The sequence below is a fragment of the Staphylococcus capitis subsp. capitis genome, assembly GCF_040739495.1.
GTDB lineage: Bacteria > Bacillota > Bacilli > Staphylococcales > Staphylococcaceae > Staphylococcus > Staphylococcus capitis.
The window spans coordinates 780909-799863 of record NZ_CP145263.1 but is presented as its reverse complement, the minus strand read 5'-3'; the positions used below and the strand labels follow the sequence as shown (position 1 = coordinate 799863).

Below are 18955 nucleotides of genomic sequence, written 5' to 3'. Positions count from 1 at the left end.
TTTAAATTTATTACTCTTAAAAAAGATAGCGCATCACATGATGTAAGCGGTTAAAATCTTTAAATCATTTTCAACGCAAAAAAACATGCATTTCAACTTACTCATCAACGTTTAGATCGAGAATATTGAAATATGCATGTTCATTTACTTTAAACTATTAAATTAATGCTTCGACTACTTCTTCAAGTTTCATACCTCGTGAACCTTTAACCAATATTTTATCGTTTTCTTTCACAATAGTCTTCAATTCTTTAATCAGTTCACTTTTATCATCAAAGTGTTGTGCAGTAGTCACTTCATTTTGACCTGTGTTAAAAATAAATCGTGCTTCATCACCATAAGTGTATAATACCTCAATTGTTTTATTATTGAGATAAGCCCCGACTTCTTCGTGCATAGATTGACTATTTTCACCTAGCTCTAAAACATCTGCTAGAATAAGGATTTTTCGTCCTTCCATACTACTTAGCGTATCGATGGCAGCTTTCATACTTGTCGGACTTGCATTATAAGCATCATTAATGACAGTTACGTTATTAGTAGTTTGGTGACGCTCCATACGCATACCTGTTAACTTAACATGATTAATATTGTCTTTTATTGTTTCATATGACAAACCAAGTTCATGTCCTATCGCAATGGCTATCGTCGCATTTTTCATATTGTGCGTACCTAGGATAGGTAGTGTGAAGCTTTCTTTATCATTTATTGTAAAAGCGATACCTTCTGTTTCTATATCATCAACATGACATACGAGCGTATTACTATTACCTAAACCTACACTTATTAATCTTGCTTTATTTAATTGTTCGAGATGCGATTTTAGTAATGGTTCATCACCGTCATATATGAATGTCCCATTCTCTTTAAGACCAATAGTAATTTCAGACTTGGCTTTAGCAATACCCTCTCTTGAACCTAAATCTTGCATATGTGATTCACCAATATTTGTGATGACTGCAATATCCGGTTCAGCAATTGAAGATAATAACTCTATCTCATGGAAGCCAGACATGCCCATTTCAAGAATAGAAATTTCTGTATCTTCATCTAAGTCTAATATTGTTAAAGGCATTCCAATCTCATTATTATAGTTACCTTGTGTTTTCTTTACTTTAAATTCTGTCGTTAAGACACTCTCAATCATATCTTTTGTAGTCGTTTTACCGTTTGATCCAGTTACTGCAATCACTTTAGGGTTCACATATTTAAGATATGCTTTGGCTAAGTCTTGTAATGCTTTAAGTGTATCTTCAACCCAAATGATTGGACCTTCGATATCCTCGTTTAACTCAGTTCCCTTTTCTGAAAATGAAGCACCAGCACCATCCTTTAAAGCTTGTGCAACAAATCGATGGCCATCTACGTTCTCACCTTTGAATGGGATAAAAAGCATATCCTTTTCAATGTTACGAGAATCAATAGTTACACCATTGATAGAATGGCTTAAATATTGTTCATCAATTTCGCAAGGTATCCAATGTTTGATTTGTTCTAATGTAACGTTAATCATATTTAAAATCCTCTATTAATCAATTTTATATTTATTTTTCTTTTTATCTTCATGACGTTCTTTAGCGAGATTTATTAATTTTGCAATTAAATCTGGATATGATAATCCCATATTCTCCCACAAGCTTGGATACATACTAAATGAAGTAAATCCTGGCATAGCATTTGTTTCATTAATATAGATTTGGTTGTCTTCTGTAACGAAGAAATCTGCACGTACTAAACCTGAACAATCAGTGGCTTTAAAAGCCTCTAACGCCATATTACGTAATGTCATTTGAACGTCTTGATCTAAATCGGCTGGTATTTGAAGCTGAACTTTACCATCTTTATATTTAGATTTGTAATCATAAAATGCCACATCTTTAACAACTTCTCCTGGCCATGTAGTTTCAGGATAATCATTACCTAATACAGCCACTTCAATTTCACGCGCTTCAATTCCTTGTTCAATTACAAGTTTACGGTCAAATTGGAAAGCTTCCTCAATACCTGATTTAAGTTCTTCTTCATTATTACATTTACTAATACCAACACTTGAACCTAAGTTAGCAGGTTTCACAAAAACTGGGTAAGTTAATTTATCATTAACTAATTTAATAATGTTGTTCTCATACTTTTCATATTCACTTCTTAAGAAACTAATGTATGGTAATTGAGGTAATCCTCTATGTTCAAACAATTGTTTCATAACTAATTTGTCCATAGAACTTGAAGCTGCTAACACACCATTACCTACATATGGAATATCTAATACTTCGAATAATCCTTGAATCGTACCGTCTTCACCATTAGGTCCATGTAAAAGTGGGAATACTGCATCATAAGAACGTCCAGTACTACCTTTACTTAATAATTGTGATATTTCTCCCGCTTCAACATTATTTAAAACTAATTCGTCAGTAGATTTAATTTCATCAGTGATGTTTTCTTTCTTCTTCCATTCACCATCATTTGTAATATAAATAATATCTATTTGATATTGATCTTTGTTAATTGCGTTTAATACGTTTTGTGCTGTTAAAATTGAAACATCATGTTCAGCACTTTTTCCTCCAAAAACGATACAAATATTCTCTTTTGTCATTTCGTTTTCCTCCATTACAATTACTCGGCTTATTTGCCATTTATCTGTTTAATAATTGTGATATTTTATTTATTATGTATAGCTCAATGTACATAACGGTCTCTGAAACTTAATATTATCATATTTCTAAAATCAATTGCATTTGATAATCCATCAATAAATCTAATTTTTAGTGACTGTTTTAATTCCTCTACCTTTGAATGGAAAAGAAAGCTTATTTCTATATAATTTGTCGACTTGCCACTTTGATATTCTAGCAAATTTAAAAAAAGTCATGTAAAATCAATGTAGACTATTTATTAACCGTTAAATTATGATTTTATATAGATTCATGAATGGTTTATGCTACAAATGAATCATTCATATATCATATTAATACGCGCATGATTATAAAGGAGTAGGAAATGAATTATTCATCTCGTCAACAACCAAGCAAACATTGGTTTCGTAAAGTCGACTGGATATTAGTACTGGTAATTACTGTGTTAGCAATCATAAGCGTAACACTAATTAGTTCTGCAATGGGTGGCGGACAATATAGTGCGAACTTCAGTATCAGACAAATTATTTATTACATCCTCGGAGCTATTATGGCATTTCTGATTATGATAGTTTCCCCTAAGAAAATTAAACATAATACATATATTTTATATTTCATTTTTTGTATTTTACTCATAGGATTGCTTATTTTACCTGAAACAGCCATCACACCTGTGATCAACGGTGCGAAAAGTTGGTATAGCTTTGGACCTATTAGTATTCAACCTTCAGAATTTATGAAGATTATTTTAATTTTAGCCCTAGCTAAAACAGTTTCTAGACATAATCAATTTACTTTCAACAAATCGTTTCACTCAGATTTAATGCTATTTTTAAAAATTATAGGTGTCTCAATATTCCCTATGCTATTAATTTTATTACAAAATGACCTCGGTACTACGCTTGTTATTTGTGCAGTTATCGCCGGTGTTATGATGGTTAGTGGTATTACATGGAGAATCCTTGCACCTATATTTATCGCAGCAATTGTAGGTGGTGCTAGTATTATTTTAGCTATCATTTTCAAACCTACATTAATTGAAAATCTATTAGGAATTAAGATGTATCAAATGGGACGAATTAATTCTTGGTTGGATCCTTATACTTATAGTAGTGGCGATGGATATCATTTAACTGAATCACTTAAAGCAATTGGATCTGGTCAATTAATAGGTAAAGGTTACAATCACGGTGAAGTTTATATCCCTGAAAATCATACAGATTTTATCTTCTCAGTTGTAGGCGAAGAGATGGGCTTCATTGGGTCTGTTGTGCTAATTCTCATATTCTTATTTTTAGTGTTTCATTTAATTAGATTAGCAAGTAAAATCAATAGTCAATATAATAAAGTCTTTATTATCGGGTATGTTTCTCTTATCGTCTTCCATGTACTTCAAAATGTTGGAATGACGGTTCAATTATTACCAATTACTGGTATACCTTTACCATTTATTAGTTATGGTGGGAGCTCACTTTGGAGTTTAATGACAGGCATAGGCGTCATTCTATCTATTTATTATCACGAACCTAAGCGTTATCAAGAACCTGATACTTTAGATACTGCTAAAACTGCATAATTTACAAACAAAAAAAGCACTCACACATAGTGAGTGCTTTTGATCATTTAAGCAAATTATTTTAACTCATGACTTACTTGATTAGATGTAGGTAAAGTATTAATAATATCTAAACGAGATTTAGTTTTTTTAATATTCACACCTAATGATGACAATAATTTGACTACGTTTTGAATCTTATCTGGATTCTTCACTATAATCACCTCGTTTGGATTGACTTCAAAATTATCATACCCCAATTTATACTACTTTACTACATCAATTGTTAAATTTTAAAAAATTATTTACAAATCTATAAATATGCTATATGTAAGTAAATTGAACATTACTCTAATAACGCACGCGAAAGCCAGAATCATATACTTCTTTTTCAATACTATTTAAATTCGCAGGCGTTTCAAATAATATCTTTATTTCTCCTACTTTACTATCAATATCTACTTTTTCGACACCAATCATATTTTCTAAACGTGTCTTTAATTGGTTTTCTTCCTCTATAGCCTCAATATTAGCAACATAAACAATTCCATTTTCCATTGTATTCTACCTCATTAATCTTTAATTAATTTTTGAAAAGTAACCAATAGTTCTTCCATCGCTTCTTCTTGCGCACCATTATTCACTTTATTCATAATACAACTTTTCATATGATGATCTAACAATTTAGTAGCCACACTGTTTAAAGCAGAGCGTGTCGCTCTTATTTGAGTTAAAACATCATCACAATACACATCGTCTTCAATCATTCGATTAATTGCGCGTACTTGACCTTCGATACGATTTAATCGTGACTTTAAATTTGCTTTCGTTTGCTCTGAGTGATGTGCAGTTTCATTTTCAGTCACAAGCGTCACCTCGTTTCTTTATTCTTCATCATCGTATTATTCAATAATTATTAAGTCAATTGATTCATTCACTTTTTAAAATAAAACCGACTATGATATTCAACATTCTTCATGCTATAATTGTATAGTTAAAACTTTTTTGAATATCTTCAACGAAATTATGAGAAATACAAAGGAGGTACCATATGTTAGAAGTCTTTACTATGGCGCTTCACCATTCAAATATAATCATTAATGTTATCTTAATTGGCGCTTTCATTTTAAACTTGATCTTTGCATTTACAATTATCTTTATGGAGAGACGTACAGCTAATTCTATATGGGCATGGTTACTTGTGCTCGTATTTCTACCTTTAATTGGGTTCATTTTATATCTATTGTTAGGTCGTCAAATCCAAAGAGATCAAATCTTTAAATTAAATAAAGAAGATAAAGTCGGTTTAGAAATGATTGTCGATGAGCAATTGGAAGCGCTCAAGAAACAAGATTTCTCTAAAGGTAACCATCAAATAGTTAAATTTAAAGAAATGGTGCAAATGTTACTTTATAATAATGCTGCCTTTCTAACGACTGATAATGATTTAACTATTTATACTGATGGTCAACAAAAATTCGATGATTTAATTAATGATATCCGTAATGCTCAAGACTACATACATATTCAGTACTATATCTTTCATAGTGATGGACTTGGGAAACAAATTCTTAGTGAACTTGAAAAGAAAGCCGAAGAAGGCATTGAAGTGAAAATGCTATATGACGATATGGGTTCGAGGGACTTACGTAAAAAGGATTTAAAACATTTCAGAAATAAAGGTGGGCATGCTGAATCATTCTTCCCATCAAAATTGCCATTAATTAATTTACGTATGAATAACCGAAACCACAGAAAGATCGTTATTATCGACGGTAAAATTGGTTATGTTGGTGGTTTCAATGTAGGTGATGAATATTTAGGTAAATCTAAGAAGTTTGGTTACTGGCGTGACACGCATCTACGTATTGTAGGTGATGCTGTAAATGCATTACAACTTCGATTTATTTTAGATTGGAATTCACAATCTACCCGAGACAATTTAACTTATCAAGAACGATATTTCCCTGATGTTAATTCTGGAGGAACAATCGGCATTCAAATCGCTTCTAGTGGACCTGATGAAGATTGGGAACAAATCAAATACGGTTACTTAAAAATGATATCATCAGCTAAAGAATCAATTTATATTCAATCCCCCTACTTTATACCAGATCAAGCATTTTTAGACTCAATTAAAATTGCTGCACTTGGTGGTGTGGCAGTCAATATTATGATTCCAAGTATGCCAGACCATCCATTCGTATACTGGGCTACACTTAAAAATGTCGCATCTTTACTTGAGGCCGGCGTAAAGGTGTATCATTACGAGAATGGCTTCCTACATTCTAAAGTATTGGTCATCGATGATGAACTCGCAAGTGTAGGTACTGCTAATATGGATAATCGTAGTTTCACATTGAATTTTGAAGTAAATGCCTTTATTTATGATGAGAGTGTCGCACGCTCCCTTAAGCAAGCATTTATTAACGATATGAAAGTGTCATCTAGACTTACAGAAGAAAGATACGAGCAACGCAGTACTTGGATTAAATTTAAAGAAGGTATTTCTCAATTATTGTCACCAATTCTATAATAAATTGAAAGGTCTGGGTTGTTCCTAAACCTTTTATTTGTGAAGGAGACTATTATGGAAAATGAATTAAAAATTAAACACGCATGTAACTATATGAAAATGGTTCATAAAGATGATCACACTGGGCACGATATCGCGCATGTAGAACGGGTTCATACATTAGCAAAGTATATCGCTTTAAATGAGGGTTTAGTACATACAACGATTATAGAACTTGCCGCTTTATTACATGACACAGTGGATAGCAAAATAACGAATGAACAACAAGCATATGATAAACTTTCTACTTTTCTAGAAACGATTGACTTAACCCAAGATGATATTCAACATGTTTTGCATATTATACAAAATATGAGTTACCGTGGTGGTAAAAACAATCAAGCCACATTATCGATTGAAGGGCAAATCGTAAGAGATGCTGATCGTTTGGATGCGCTAGGCGCAATCGGAATTGCTCGAACTTTTCAATTCGCTGGATATTTCGGCGAACCAATGTGGACTGAATCTAACGTGCCATTCGAATCACTACATACTGATAATATTGAAGCATTTGATCCTTCAGCAATTAAGCACTTTTACGAAAAATTATTAAAACTTAAAAGTTTGATGCATACCTCAACTGGAAGAAAGCTTGCTGAAGAACGTCATCATTTTATGCTTCAATTCTTAAAACAATTTTTACACGAATGGAATTTCAATAACAACACAAATTTGTAAATTTGACACATGAAAAAGCCAGCAAATCATAATTTAATTTGCTGGCTTTTCTTATTACCTATTTCTTATTCTTTTTAGAAACAACTTGCGTATTTTTGCCTTTTTTATTAGAAGACGGATTATGTTCTTTTTCATATTGTTCGATGAAAGGTTGAACTTCTTTTTTAGCAAGTTTAGAGTAATACAAATTTGCAAAATGCGTTTGTATTACTAAGAATAAGGCACTGACTGACCAATATAAACCAAGTGCAGATGACGCTTGTAATGAAATCCAAATAATCATGATTGGTGAAACAATCATCATCATGTATCCCATTTGGCGTTGCTCTTGAGGCATCGTTTTACTTGAAACATATGCTTGAACAAAGTAAAGAACACCGGCAATAATCGTAATCCAAATATCTGGTTTAGTTAAATTAAACCATAAGAAATGTGGATGATCAGAAAGTCCATTAACAAGTTTATCTTTTAATACGAAATATAATCCCATGATAATTGGCATTTGAATAAGCATTGGTAAACAACCGAGCATGCTCTTCATCGGATTCATATCATATTTTTTATAAACTTCCATCAATTCTTGGTTTGCCGCCATTTTCTCTTCTTGAGTACGAGCACGTTTAACTTTTTCTTGAATACCATCAACTTCTGGCTTAGCTACTTTCATTTTTTCACGCATCATATGACTATTTTTATAGTTTGATAACATGAATGGTAACAAGATTAAACGTATAACAAGAACTAAGATAATAATCGCTAGTCCATAGTCGTTATTAAATACATCATTTCCTAACCATTGTAAGAGATGTTTCATTGGCTGAACGAATGTATTAAAGAAGAATCCGTCCTGCTTTTCAGGTTTAGAGTAGTCACACCCTGCTAGAAAAACCATTATCCCTAAAAACAAAGGTAGTAACGCTTTTTTCTTCATTTTTCCACCTCTATTGTAATATTCACATAGGATTCATTTTATCATACTCATACTATAGTAGAAAACAAAAAGTGGAAAAATATATTGATTAATTAAAGTATTTACGAAAATGCTTAACAGTCTTGTCAATATTCTTACTTCTAGTTATTGCAGAAATTACTGAAACGCCATCAGCACCGGCTTCAGCAATTGGTTCAATATTTGTTTCATTAATACCACCTATTGCTACAATAGGTAATTCTCCAACATAATCTCGCAATTTTGTAATCATATGAGGACCAACAGGAGCGTTAGCATCATCTTTTGACGTAGTGGTATACATAGGCCCTACACCTATGTAATCCACTTGAGATAAATCCGATTGTTGATACTCATCTAAATTACCCACACTCAAACCTATAATTTTATTTCTAAACTGCATAGCAAAATCTTTAACTTCTTTATCATCCTGACCAACATGAACACCATCAGCATCAATATATTTTGCTAACTCTATATCGTCATTGACAATGAATGGTACGTGATATCTCTCGCATTTTCGTTTTAAATTTATTGCTAACTGTTTCTTCTCTTCACCTATTAAAGATGATGGGCCCTTTTCACGAAATTGATACATAGTGATTCCGGCTTTCAAAGCCTCATCAAGTACTTGTTCAATGGTTCTATTTTCTGGTATGTCTTGAGTTCCACAAATAAAATATACTTGTAATTGCTCTGAGCTAAACATATAAGATTAAACCTCTACTTTATGTACATATTTTTCAAATGTTGTCTCATCAATTTGATACATTTGATCGAGCAATTCTGGTAAAAATGATCCAGGGCCATGGACATGGTTTTTATTTTCAGCTAATTCTGCAGCAATATTGTACACACTAACCGCTTCAATTAACTGTTCAATTTCTGGTCGAGTATTTCTAAATAAGAAGCTTGCCACTACTCCACCTAAAAGGCAACCTGCACCGGTAATTTTAGCTAGAAGAGGTGAGCCATTAGCAAGTTTAACAATTTGATTATTTTGTGCGACAACGTCTTCCTTACCTGTAATGACAATTGCTGTTTCGAGATTTTTATGGGCCTTTCTAGCAATTTCAACTGCATCAAGTGAACTATCACTATCTGTTCCTTTCATCGTAGTTTGAGAGTCAACAAGCGTAAGTAGTTCTGATGCGTTTCCCTTTATTACAGAAACTTCAATTTGTTCTAAAAATCTCTTACAAAATTGTTTTCTGTAAGAAGACGCGCCTACTGCCACGGGGTCGAAGACAATTGGCGTACCTTGTTCGTTAGCGATTCTCCCTATTTTCATGATATCTTCTTCATTATCATGAGTTAGTGTACCTATATTAATCACTAATGCACTTGCCACTTTGTAAAATTCTTCTGCTTCTTCAGGTGCTTCACTCATTGCTGGACTTGCTCCTAAACTAAGTAACCCGTTAGCTGTAAAATTTTTAACAACGTCATTGGTATAGCAAACAATAAGTGGATTTTCTGAACGTAATCTTTCTAAATTATTCATCATCTAAACCTACCTTCTTTAAATATGCAAAGTGATTCACTGGACCTCTTCCTTTACCAATTTCAGGCGTATGTTCAATACTCATTGAAATAAACGACTTAGCTTTTTCTACTGCTTGATATATAGAACGACCTTTAGCTAGTTCTGCAGTGATTACTGCTGAAAATGTACAACCAGTTCCGTGTGTATGTTTAGTATCGAAGCGTTTATTTTCAAAAGTATAAAAATCGTCCTTCGTAAATAAGAAATCTTTAGCGTTATTTAAATCAGCAGAATGACCACCTTTAATAACAACGCCTTTACTACCAATCTCATTGATAAAAATATCTCCTGCTTTGCGGATATTGTCTTCACTATCTATTTTTAAACCAGTAATTTCCTCTGCTTCAGGAATATTTGGTGTTACAACATCAGCTAAAGGTAATAAGGTAGTTTGTAAGTGAGATTTAGTATCATCGTCCATGAGTGAATCTCCACTCTTCGCCAACATAACAGGATCAATAACATAAGGAATATCTGAATACTTTTTCAAATAACTTTGTATCAGTTCCATTGTTTCTTTAGTTGCAATCATTCCTGTTTTTATAGCATGTGGTAATTCATCATCAAAAACACTATCAAGTTGCTCTTGTACCCAACTTGTTTCCAAATTATGAATGCTCTGAACACCTAGAGTATTTTGAGCGACAATGCTAGTGATTGCTGCCATACCGTATACGCCACATGAATGGAAAGATTTTAAATCAGCCATTACCCCTGCGCCACCAGTGGGATCTGTTCCAGCTATCGTTAATGCTATTTTAGGCTTGTTCATGGTTTTCTCCTCCAAAATCCCATTTTTCATCGATATAAGCCATATTAAAGAAATGGCGCTCATGTACTGTACTTTGCAAGAAGTTTTCTTTGATTTCTTGCTTTTCTTTATCAGTACATTCTTCCGTTAAACGATCCATCAATTGATCGAAAACATCAACAAGTGGATCCATTTCAGTACTATAAAAATCAAACCACTTTGCGGTAATTGAATCTTTATTTAATTTAGGATCTTTAATCGCACGCTTAGCTATAACTGCATATACGTAAGGACAAGGTGCCATTGCAGCTATAGTGTATGCTGCATTTTCATGAGCATAAGCATTATAATACATATGCTTAATATAGTGATCTCCACTTGGTGGCCAAACTTTTTCTTTAACAATTTCTTCATAAGATTCATTGATATAATCAGCCAGTACTTCATGTGCCTCTACTTCACCATCTAACATGAATTCAATCTGTTCGACTAAGAATTTTACATCTTGCATAGTGTGAACCTTTGGAATAAGTAAGGCATATAAGTTTGTAAATTCTTTTAAATATGATGCATCCGCTCTTAAATATTGACGTACTGCTTGTTTAGGTAAAGTCCCAGCTAATAATTCTTGAATAAAGTTATCATTGTAAATTCTTTCAATAATTGGTTGAGCTTCTTCCCTTAATTCTTGTGAAAATTTCATTAAATAAGCCTCCTTGGATAATAAAAAAACTACTTTCCAACAATGAAAAGTAGCTAAATCTGGGCATAGCGATGCTTATTTGATAAAGACTACTTTCCTACGTTGGTACTAACCAAATCAGGTTATAAGGGTCTGAATCATATCATCTCAGCCTTGTGGCTCCCCTAGTAGTTAATATTTATTTAATTCAATAATTACATTATCAAACGACTCTCACTAAATCAATTAAATGTGCTTCTAAATAAAAAAACCATCTTCTCATATTGAGAAGATGGTTAATAATCATATATTTAAATTATGCAGTTACCCATTGGCTAGCGCCTGCAGTGTTGTATAATTTAACTGCTGCAGCGTCTTGTACGCTTTCTGGAGCGTTAGCTGGAGATTGACCTTTATATTGTTCTGGAGCTACTGAATCCCAAGTTGATTGTAAGAATTGGAATTTACCAGCTGCGCCAGTTGAAGGGTTGATAGCGTGGATGTCGCCACCTGATTCACGTTGAGCAATTTGTTTTAAGTGTGAATTTAAGTTTACTGATGAACCACTTGAAGCTTGGTTTGATGAAGCTTGACTACTTGCAGTGTTGTTAGTTGGTGCACTGTAAGAAGTAGTTGCTTTAGCTTGTGGTTGTTGAGTTTGCTCAGTTTGTGGAGCAGAAGTTTGTTCTGGTTGAGCTTGTTGAGCTTGGCTAGTTTGTTGTTGTGAACTTACTTGGTCAGCTGAAGTTTGGTTGCTTACATCTTGTTGTGGAGTAGCTTGACCATTTTGTGCATAGTTCCAGCTCCAGTGAGTACCATTTGATTCAAAGTGATAATTGAAACCATTGTAATCAAAGTTTACGTTATAAGCACCTTTTTGGATAGGGCTTTCGTTTAATGATTGGTCATTTGATTGAGCTTTTTGAGCTAATTCTGCTTTATCAACGTTTGTTGCTTCACTTGCGTGTGCGTCGTGTCCAGCATTACCTGCTACAACGCCTAATCCTACTGCTAATGATGATGCAATAATTGTCTTTTTCATTATTAAAAATCCTCCTAAAAGTGATTTGTTTTCTTAACTAATTTACAAGTACTACTCTAACATCTGTATAAACAGTGTAGGTTACAGTGAAATAAAAAAAACAAGCTCTTTTTTACACTCGAATTACAATGAATATTAATTATAATTGGAATTAAATTTCTACTCAAAACTGTCATGACAGTTTTGAGATTGTATCGATTCTTAAACAAGTTTGTAATATAATTGAAATCTGTCAGATAATTATAAGTTGATTGAATGATTGATGACTTAAATATTAAAAGCGACCTTACTTTAATATTGGCCGATCAAAGTAGGTCGCTTGAGTATAATTGAAAGAAAAGGATAATTTAATTTTTATTAAAAATAGGATGGAGTTTAGGGAGAGAATTAATTTTTAAATATTAATAATTTCAATGTCGTCTGAATGATAAGTGTCTTCATCGTATTGATTTTGAGAGAGGATTTCATTATGTTTAGTTTTTGGAGACATAAATTTAATTGTTTCTACATATAGTTCGGTTACAAAATGCTTTTGTCCTTCTTTTTCATATTTTCTTGAACGCATTTGTCCTGTTATACCTACTAATGTACCTTGACTAGTATATTTTTCGATATTGGTTGCTGTTTTGCCGAAAGCTTTACACAATAAATAATCACTTGATATTTCATTATTTTCATCTTTGTAATTTCTTTCAGTTGCTACACAAAATGTTGCGACCTTACTATCCTCCTTCTCATAAATTTGAGCATCTTTAGTCAACCTTCCTACTATTACTATTTTGTTTAACATGTGTCACCTCCTTCTTGTAATACATAATAATTGACGGGTTATAATTTGGTCAAAATTACAAATACCCTTAAAATGATAGCTATTTGTAGTATGTTTTTGATATATTTAAAGAAAATAATCATTAATTAAGTTCATAACTGCTTATAATTTAATTTATTGTATATTTAAAAAACAATTGGGATGTGAAATAATGAAAACATTTAAGGCTGTTCGGTTTCAAATTGTAAATGAGAATGGTGGCGTTTCAGAATATGAAATCGAAGATGGCGTTATTATAAATAAAGAAGGTAGTGGAACAGGCTGGTTACTTGAGATTATTATTTCAAATGAGCACTATGAAACATTTAAAACATATATGGATGATAAACAATTATTAGATATTAGAGTAGTCATCACTAGACCTGCAAATGATCCAGCTTTATTTGATGCTACGGTTAAAAATGTCGCTAATTTTAAAAAATCAATGTCTGTTGTTTTGGAATGTCATATTTATACTTTAAGACAAGTCTATGCCGAAAGCTTACTAGAGGAATTGGTAGATGATGGTTTAACTGGTGAAGAGCTTAAGAAGACCTTTAATCGAATGATGCAATCTAAACCTAAACTAAAAGAAGAAAAATTTGAAAGAAATTAAATAAATAAAAAAAGGAGTGTAAAAGGAACTAATTCATCTCAATTAGTTCTTGATACACTCCTTTTATAATAAGGAATAGTTTAAGCATCTTGAATAGCAAATGTTAGTTCACAGCTACAAGCAAGTTGACCATCGACTGTAGCTTTCGCACTACCTTTACCGATTGGACCTTTAATTTTAGTAATTTCTACTTCTAACATTAACGTATCACCAGGTGTCACTTGTTTTTTGAAACGACATTTATCAATACCAGCGAATAAAGCTATTTTACCTTTATTCTCTTCATTGTTTAACATCGCTACGGCTCCAGTTTGAGCTAGTGCTTCAGTTATTAATACACCTGGCATTACTGCGTATTCAGGAAAATGCCCTTGGAAAAATGGTTCATTACCAGAAACTTGCTTTAAACCCACGCAACGTTTTCCTTCTTCATATTCAACAACTCTATCAATTAATAAGAACGGTTGTCTATGAGGGATAATTTGTTTAATTTGATTATAGTCAAAAATTGTTTCCATTACATTAAACCTCCGAAATGTAAACTTTGATGTTTAAAAATGATTTAATCATTAATACGTTTGATATCTGCACCAAGGTCTTTTAATTTTCCATGTAAATTTACATAGCCTCGATCTAAATGTTTAAGTTCAGTAACTTGAGTAGTACCCTCCGCAACTAAACCTGCTAAGATCAATGCTGCTGCAGCTCTTAAATCTGTAGCTTTAACTTGTGCGCCTTGTAATTGACTTTTTCCTTCAATTTTAGCACTTCTACCTTCAACATTAATATTTGCATTCATTCTTCTGAACTCGGCTACATGCATAAATCTATTTTCAAAGACCGTTTCAGTAATAACTTTATGCCCATTTGCTGTAAGTAATAAAGCCATCATTTGTGATTGCATATCAGTTGGGAAACCTGGATGTGGTAATGTTTTTACATCAACAGGCTTTAAGTCACCTTCAGCAGAAACTTGAATACCGTCTTCTTTGAAGTCTAAATTAACCCCCATCTCTTCAAGTTTATATACTAAGCTTGCCATATGCTCTTTGATGGCACCTCGAACAAGGATATCTCCACGTGTGATTGCACCGGCGATTAATAATGTTCCCGCTTCAATTCTATCTGGAATGATTGAATGTTCTACACCATGTAATTTATCAACACCGTGTATAGTGATTGTATCTGTTCCAGCACCAGTAATTTTACCGCCCATTTCATTAATATAGTTGGCTAAATCTACAATTTCTGGTTCTTTAGCAGCATTTTCAATAATTGATTTTCCTGATGCAAGTGAAGCTGCCATGATAATGTTTTGTGTTGCTCCTACACTTGGAAAATCTAAATGAATTTGAGTACCTTTTAATCCATTTTTAGCATTAGCATAAATATTACCATTTTCTAAATGAATTTCGGCACCTAGTGCTTCAAATCCTTTGATATGTTGTTCAATCGGTCTACTACCAATTGCACAACCACCAGGTAACGCTACAATTGCATGTCCGAGTCTAGCAAGTAATGGCCCCATTACTAAAATACTCGCTCTCATTTTACTCACATATTCATATGGAGCCTCTTCATTCAAATTTTGAGTAGCATCAACTTTAACTGCATTTTCTTCTTTATTATATGAAACATCTGCATTAAGTGTTGATAAAACATTATTTATCGTCTCTACATCACTTAAAGCTGGAACGTTAACAAGTTTACTTTGCCCCTCTGAAGCTAATAAAGAAGCTGTTAATACTGGTAATACAGCATTTTTTGCACCTTCAACTTTAACTTCACCTGTTAATCGGTTTCCACCATTTATTACTATTTTATCCATCTTAAATCCTCCACTTATAACTCCTATTACTTATTCATTTCCCTGATTAATAAGTTAATATTCATTTTATAATTATATCCAGTTTTAGATATAAATAACAGTTTTTGAATTACTTTAATAAATACTTAACTTGAGTTGAATATTGTAATAAATCGACAATAAAATTACTTACCGATGTACCTATTAAAATAGCTACAAATATCATACAAATTTGCACTTGTAGTGCATAACCTTTTTTAAAAAATTGATCTAATCTAACAGAGTTTAGAGCCCAATAGGCTATACAGATACATATTACATGTAAGATAAGGTGTACAATTGCAAATTGACCAAGATAATCCATGTTCTACTCCTTCGTAAGATTACTGTATAACATTGTACACGAAATAACTTGATAAAGATACTTTAATAATTCCGATTGTGAAATTAAAATATTTAATAAAAAAAGGTTCGAAGCGTATATAACGCCTCGAACCTTTTTAGTTATTTTAATTCAGCCACACGTAAACGGTTATTAGCTCGTTCTAACGCTCTTTTGGCTCTATTAATGTCACTGTTATCATCATCTTCTTCTAAATGTGATTCTGCTCTCGACTTAGCCAATTTAGCTCTCTCAACATCGATTTCGCTAGCAGTTTCTGCTGTTTGGACGATAATTGATAATTTATGTTGTCTAACTTCAACAAAACCATCACTAACTGCTATATATTCGTTACCATTATGAAAGTTAACTTTAACATAGCCAGTCTTTAATGCGGCAACTGTTGGAATGTGTCCACTCATGATACCCATTTCACCAGCTGTTGTTTGTAATACAGCTAGTTCTACATCTTCTCGTTCGTAGACAGAACCATTAGGAGTGACAATATTTAGGCTTAATGTATTCATTATCCATACCTCCTAATTATTAGACTTCAACACCCATATCTTTGGCTTTTTCAATTACGTCTTGCATACTACCTACTAAACGGAAAGCATCTTCAGGAATATGATCGTATTTACCATCTAAGATATCTCTGAAATCTGATACTGTTGTTTTAACTGGTACATAAGAACCTTTTTGACCAGTGAATTGCTCAGCTACGTGGAAGTTTTGTGATAAGAAGAATTGAATTCTACGAGCACGTTCTACAGTTTGTTTATCTTCATCTGATAACTCATCCATACCAAGAATTGCAATAATATCTTGTAATTCTCTGTATTTTTGTAAAGTAGACTGAACTTCACGAGCTACATCGTAATGGTCTTGACCAACGATTGATGGTTCTAACGCTCTAGAAGTAGAAGCTAATGGATCAACCGCAGGATAAATACCCATTTCAGTTAATTTACGCTCTAAGTTAGTTGTCGCATCTAAGTGAGCGAATGTAGTTGCTGGCGCAGGGTCTGTATAGTCATCGGCTGGAACGAATACAGCTTGAATTGAAGTAACAGAACCTTTATTAGTTGAACTAATACGTTCTTGTAATTGACCCATTTCAGTAGCAAGTGTTGGTTGATAACCAACGGCTGAAGGCATACGTCCAAGTAATGCTGAAACTTCAGAACCAGCTTGTGTGAATCTGAAGATATTATCAATGAATAATAATACGTCTTGGCCTTCTTCATCACGGAAATATTCTGCCATTGTTAAACCTGATAATGCAACACGCATACGAGCACCAGGTGGCTCGTTCATCTGACCGAATACCATCGCTGTTTTCTTAATTACACCACTATCGCTCATTTCATAGTAAAGGTCGTTACCTTCACGTGTACGTTCACCAACACCGGCGAATACTGAAATACCACCATGCTCTTGAGCGATATTATTGATAAGTTCTTGGATTAAAACTGTCTTACCAACACCGGCACCACCGAATAATCCAATTTTACCACCTTTAATGTAAGGTGCTAATAAGTCTACTACTTTGATACCTGTTTCTAAGATTTCTACTTTAGTAGATAATTCATCGAAGCCAGGTGCCTGTCTATGAATAGGATCACGACGTACTGAATCATCAATCTTTTCATCTAAATCGATTGTTTCTCCTAATACGTTAAATACTCTTCCTAAAGTTGCATCACCAACAGGTACGCTAATATCTTTACCTGTATCTTTAACTTCCATACCTCTTTGAACGCCGTCAGTTGAGTCCATTGCGATTGTACGTACTACATCGTCACCTAATTGAAGTGCAACTTCTAAAGTTAAATGAAGTGTGCTATCTTCTTTAGGAACTTCGATGTGTAAGGCATTGTTAATATCAGGAACTTCATTATGTTCAAAACGAACATCGATTACTGGACCCATAACTTGAGTTACACGGCCAATTCCCATGTTGATTTCCTCCTTTTAATATTATTCAAGAGCTGCTGAACCACCAACAATTTCAGTGATTTGTTGAGTGATCGCTGCTTGTCTCGCTCTATTATATTCTAATGATAAATCATCAATAAGTTCAGTCGCATTATCAGAAGCATTTTTCATTGCAGTCATACGTGAAGCATGTTCACTTGCTTTAGCATCTAAAATAGTTCCATAGATTAAGCTTTCGACATACTGCGGTAGAATAACACTTAAAATAGATTCTTTATCAGGTTCAAATTCGTAAGATGACATTTGACCATGACCTTGGCTAGAATCTTCTTGAGATAATGGTAATACTTGCTTAGTTGTTGGTTTATTTTCAAGAACACTAACATAGTGACTATAATAAATTGTTAATTCATCAATATTTTCTTCGCTATATAAATCAATTGCGTGCTTAGCAATCGCTTGAACTGATTTAAACGAAGGTTGATCCGGAAGGTCAACTAAAGAACTTTCGATTTCATAACCTCTATTGTTAAAGAAATCAACACCTTGTTGACCTAAAACAATAATACTGTATTCACTACTGTCATTATGTTTCGCTTTAATATCATTCACTAAACGTTTTAATACATTTGTACTATAAGCACCTGCAAGTCCTTTATCACTAGTAATGATTAAATAACCACTACGTTTTACATCTCTAGCTTTAAGCATAGGATGGTTAGAAGAACTATTAGCACCTGCTACTGCAGTAATAGCATCTTGCATTTTTTCCATATAAGGTCTGAACTGCTTCGTATTCTTTTCTGCTCTACGCAATTTAGAACTAGAAACCATGTTCATCGCCTTAGTGATTTGCTTCATCTTTTTAGTCGATTTTATTCGATTATCAATCTCTTTTAGAGAGCCCATTATCTCACCACCTTTTTTAATTAGAGTATTAACGTTGAAAATGTACTCTCATATCTGCAGTTACAATTTTTCAATTAA

22 protein-coding genes and 1 riboswitch are annotated in these 18955 nt (G+C 33.1%); of the genes, 4 read left to right on the top strand and 18 right to left on the bottom strand.

The genetic code is table 11. The features are described 5' to 3' along the window. Window positions 1–157 precede the first annotated feature (157 nt). A complete protein-coding gene (murF, locus tag V6C74_RS04000; RefSeq protein WP_016898669.1) occupies window positions 158–1513 on the bottom strand; it encodes a UDP-N-acetylmuramoyl-tripeptide--D-alanyl-D-alanine ligase in 1356 nt (451 codons plus the stop codon). A gap of 15 nt (window positions 1514–1528) precedes the next feature. Then, a complete protein-coding gene (locus V6C74_RS03995; RefSeq protein WP_002435813.1) occupies window positions 1529–2599 on the bottom strand; it encodes a D-alanine--D-alanine ligase in 1071 nt (356 codons plus the stop codon). Between the two features lie 404 nt (window positions 2600–3003). Here V6C74_RS03995 and V6C74_RS03990 point away from each other — a divergent pair, with 404 nt between their 5' ends. Then, a complete protein-coding gene (locus tag V6C74_RS03990) occupies window positions 3004–4215 on the top strand; it encodes an FtsW/RodA/SpoVE family cell cycle protein (RefSeq protein WP_002453693.1) in 1212 nt (403 codons plus the stop codon). Between the two features lie 56 nt (window positions 4216–4271). Here V6C74_RS03990 and V6C74_RS03985 read toward each other — a convergent pair whose 3' ends face one another. The 3 genes from V6C74_RS03985 to csoR all read right to left on the bottom strand — a co-directional run bounded on the left by V6C74_RS03985 (window position 4272) and on the right by csoR (window position 5060). After that, window positions 4272–4409, bottom strand: a complete 138-nt coding sequence (locus V6C74_RS03985) for an Lmo0850 family protein (protein WP_002435861.1) — start codon at window positions 4407–4409, stop codon at window positions 4272–4274. A gap of 136 nt (window positions 4410–4545) precedes the next feature. Beyond that, entirely contained in the window at window positions 4546–4752 is a 207-nt protein-coding gene (locus V6C74_RS03980; RefSeq protein WP_002453694.1) for a hypothetical protein, read from the bottom strand. 14 nt (window positions 4753–4766) lie between these two features. Continuing rightward, a complete protein-coding gene (gene csoR / locus V6C74_RS03975; protein WP_002435858.1) occupies window positions 4767–5060 on the bottom strand; it encodes a copper-sensing transcriptional repressor CsoR in 294 nt (97 codons plus the stop codon). 185 nt (window positions 5061–5245) lie between these two features. Here csoR and cls point away from each other — a divergent pair, with 185 nt between their 5' ends. Beyond that, on the top strand, window positions 5246–6730 hold the full coding sequence (gene cls / locus V6C74_RS03970; RefSeq protein WP_002453695.1) for a cardiolipin synthase: 1485 nt from the start codon (window positions 5246–5248) through the stop codon (window positions 6728–6730). Window positions 6731–6784: 54 nt separating this feature from the next. Then, window positions 6785–7447: an HD domain-containing protein gene (locus V6C74_RS03965; protein ID WP_002453696.1), complete on the top strand. Its 663-nt coding sequence runs from the start codon at window positions 6785–6787 to the stop codon at window positions 7445–7447. Between the two features lie 58 nt (window positions 7448–7505). Here V6C74_RS03965 and yidC read toward each other — a convergent pair whose 3' ends face one another. The 7 genes from yidC to V6C74_RS03930 all read right to left on the bottom strand — a co-directional run bounded on the left by yidC (window position 7506) and on the right by V6C74_RS03930 (window position 13207). After that, a complete protein-coding gene (gene yidC, locus V6C74_RS03960) occupies window positions 7506–8378 on the bottom strand; it encodes a membrane protein insertase YidC (RefSeq protein ID WP_002453697.1) in 873 nt (290 codons plus the stop codon). An 88-nt stretch (window positions 8379–8466) separates the two neighbouring features. Continuing rightward, window positions 8467–9105: a thiamine phosphate synthase gene (gene thiE / locus V6C74_RS03955; protein ID WP_002453698.1), complete on the bottom strand. Its 639-nt coding sequence runs from the start codon at window positions 9103–9105 to the stop codon at window positions 8467–8469. A gap of 6 nt (window positions 9106–9111) precedes the next feature. Further along, window positions 9112–9900 carry a hydroxyethylthiazole kinase gene (gene thiM / locus V6C74_RS03950; protein ID WP_002435520.1) on the bottom strand — a complete coding sequence of 263 codons (789 nt, stop codon included), beginning with the start codon at window positions 9898–9900 and terminating at the stop codon, window positions 9112–9114. Then, window positions 9893–10714 carry a bifunctional hydroxymethylpyrimidine kinase/phosphomethylpyrimidine kinase gene (gene thiD / locus V6C74_RS03945; protein WP_016898666.1) on the bottom strand — a complete coding sequence of 274 codons (822 nt, stop codon included), beginning with the start codon at window positions 10712–10714 and terminating at the stop codon, window positions 9893–9895. Before thiD ends, thiM begins: the two co-directional genes overlap by 8 nt. Then, the gene (gene tenA, locus V6C74_RS03940; protein ID WP_002453701.1) at window positions 10701–11396 is read right to left on the bottom strand and encodes a thiaminase II; all 696 of its coding nucleotides are present in this window, start codon (window positions 11394–11396) and stop codon (window positions 10701–10703) included. The genes thiD and tenA overlap by 14 nt, the downstream gene beginning before the upstream one ends. Before the next feature lie 77 nt (window positions 11397–11473). Beyond that, window positions 11474–11572: riboswitch (TPP riboswitch) on the bottom strand. 119 nt (window positions 11573–11691) lie between these two features. Further along, window positions 11692–12417, bottom strand: a complete 726-nt coding sequence (locus V6C74_RS03935; protein ID WP_002453702.1) for a transglycosylase family protein — start codon at window positions 12415–12417, stop codon at window positions 11692–11694. A gap of 394 nt (window positions 12418–12811) precedes the next feature. Further along, window positions 12812–13207, bottom strand: coding sequence for a single-stranded DNA-binding protein (locus tag V6C74_RS03930; RefSeq protein WP_016898665.1), 396 nt, complete (start codon window positions 13205–13207; stop codon window positions 12812–12814). Window positions 13208–13397: 190 nt separating this feature from the next. On the opposite strand from V6C74_RS03930, the gene V6C74_RS03925 reads away from it, so the two are divergent. Then, entirely contained in the window at window positions 13398–13841 is a 444-nt protein-coding gene (locus V6C74_RS03925) for a YwpF-like family protein (RefSeq protein ID WP_002453703.1), read from the top strand. An 80-nt stretch (window positions 13842–13921) separates the two neighbouring features. Here the strand turns inward: V6C74_RS03925 and fabZ are convergent, their stop codons facing one another. The 6 genes from fabZ to atpG form a co-directional block, all read right to left on the bottom strand. Further along, window positions 13922–14359, bottom strand: coding sequence for a 3-hydroxyacyl-ACP dehydratase FabZ (gene fabZ, locus V6C74_RS03920; protein ID WP_002435844.1), 438 nt, complete (start codon window positions 14357–14359; stop codon window positions 13922–13924). A gap of 44 nt (window positions 14360–14403) precedes the next feature. Next, window positions 14404–15669 (bottom strand): UDP-N-acetylglucosamine 1-carboxyvinyltransferase, encoded by a 1266-nt coding sequence (murA, locus tag V6C74_RS03915; protein WP_002453704.1) that lies wholly within the window; start codon window positions 15667–15669, stop codon window positions 14404–14406. 109 nt (window positions 15670–15778) lie between these two features. Further along, on the bottom strand, window positions 15779–16012 hold the full coding sequence (locus tag V6C74_RS03910) for a DUF1146 family protein (protein ID WP_002453705.1): 234 nt from the start codon (window positions 16010–16012) through the stop codon (window positions 15779–15781). Window positions 16013–16152: 140 nt separating this feature from the next. Beyond that, window positions 16153–16557: a F0F1 ATP synthase subunit epsilon gene (locus V6C74_RS03905; RefSeq protein ID WP_002453706.1), complete on the bottom strand. Its 405-nt coding sequence runs from the start codon at window positions 16555–16557 to the stop codon at window positions 16153–16155. Between the two features lie 19 nt (window positions 16558–16576). Further along, the gene (gene atpD / locus V6C74_RS03900; protein ID WP_002435865.1) at window positions 16577–17989 is read right to left on the bottom strand and encodes a F0F1 ATP synthase subunit beta; all 1413 of its coding nucleotides are present in this window, start codon (window positions 17987–17989) and stop codon (window positions 16577–16579) included. Between the two features lie 21 nt (window positions 17990–18010). Beyond that, window positions 18011–18877 (bottom strand): ATP synthase F1 subunit gamma, encoded by an 867-nt coding sequence (gene atpG, locus V6C74_RS03895; protein ID WP_002435866.1) that lies wholly within the window; start codon window positions 18875–18877, stop codon window positions 18011–18013. Between the last annotated feature and the right edge of the window lie 78 nt (window positions 18878–18955).

Bases quoted from the DNA above. Each gene is read 5' to 3' on its own strand.
- fabZ (WP_002435844.1), bottom strand. From the start codon at position 14,359: ATGGAAACAATTTTTGACTATAATCAAATTAAACAAATTATCCCTCAT.
- V6C74_RS03905 (WP_002453706.1), bottom strand. From the start codon at position 16,557: ATGAATACATTAAGCCTAAATATTGTCACTCCTAATGGTTCTGTCTAC.
- V6C74_RS03935 (WP_002453702.1), bottom strand. From the start codon at position 12,417: ATGAAAAAGACAATTATTGCATCATCATTAGCAGTAGGATTAGGCGTT.
- V6C74_RS03930 (WP_016898665.1), bottom strand. From the start codon at position 13,207: ATGTTAAACAAAATAGTAATAGTAGGAAGGTTGACTAAAGATGCTCAA.
- V6C74_RS03910 (WP_002453705.1), bottom strand. From the start codon at position 16,012: ATGGATTATCTTGGTCAATTTGCAATTGTACACCTTATCTTACATGTA.
- V6C74_RS03990 (WP_002453693.1), top strand. From the start codon at position 3,004: ATGAATTATTCATCTCGTCAACAACCAAGCAAACATTGGTTTCGTAAA.
- V6C74_RS03980 (WP_002453694.1), bottom strand. From the start codon at position 4,752: ATGGAAAATGGAATTGTTTATGTTGCTAATATTGAGGCTATAGAGGAA.
- atpG (WP_002435866.1), bottom strand. From the start codon at position 18,877: ATGGGCTCTCTAAAAGAGATTGATAATCGAATAAAATCGACTAAAAAG.
- murF (WP_016898669.1), bottom strand. From the start codon at position 1,513: ATGATTAACGTTACATTAGAACAAATCAAACATTGGATACCTTGCGAA.
- tenA (WP_002453701.1), bottom strand. From the start codon at position 11,396: ATGAAATTTTCACAAGAATTAAGGGAAGAAGCTCAACCAATTATTGAA.
- thiM (WP_002435520.1), bottom strand. From the start codon at position 9,900: ATGAATAATTTAGAAAGATTACGTTCAGAAAATCCACTTATTGTTTGC.
- thiD (WP_016898666.1), bottom strand. From the start codon at position 10,714: ATGAACAAGCCTAAAATAGCATTAACGATAGCTGGAACAGATCCCACT.
- yidC (WP_002453697.1), bottom strand. From the start codon at position 8,378: ATGAAGAAAAAAGCGTTACTACCTTTGTTTTTAGGGATAATGGTTTTT.
- V6C74_RS03925 (WP_002453703.1), top strand. From the start codon at position 13,398: ATGAAAACATTTAAGGCTGTTCGGTTTCAAATTGTAAATGAGAATGGT.
- V6C74_RS03965 (WP_002453696.1), top strand. From the start codon at position 6,785: ATGGAAAATGAATTAAAAATTAAACACGCATGTAACTATATGAAAATG.
- cls (WP_002453695.1), top strand. From the start codon at position 5,246: ATGTTAGAAGTCTTTACTATGGCGCTTCACCATTCAAATATAATCATT.
- thiE (WP_002453698.1), bottom strand. From the start codon at position 9,105: ATGTTTAGCTCAGAGCAATTACAAGTATATTTTATTTGTGGAACTCAA.
- murA (WP_002453704.1), bottom strand. From the start codon at position 15,669: ATGGATAAAATAGTAATAAATGGTGGAAACCGATTAACAGGTGAAGTT.
- V6C74_RS03995 (WP_002435813.1), bottom strand. From the start codon at position 2,599: ATGACAAAAGAGAATATTTGTATCGTTTTTGGAGGAAAAAGTGCTGAA.
- atpD (WP_002435865.1), bottom strand. From the start codon at position 17,989: ATGGGAATTGGCCGTGTAACTCAAGTTATGGGTCCAGTAATCGATGTT.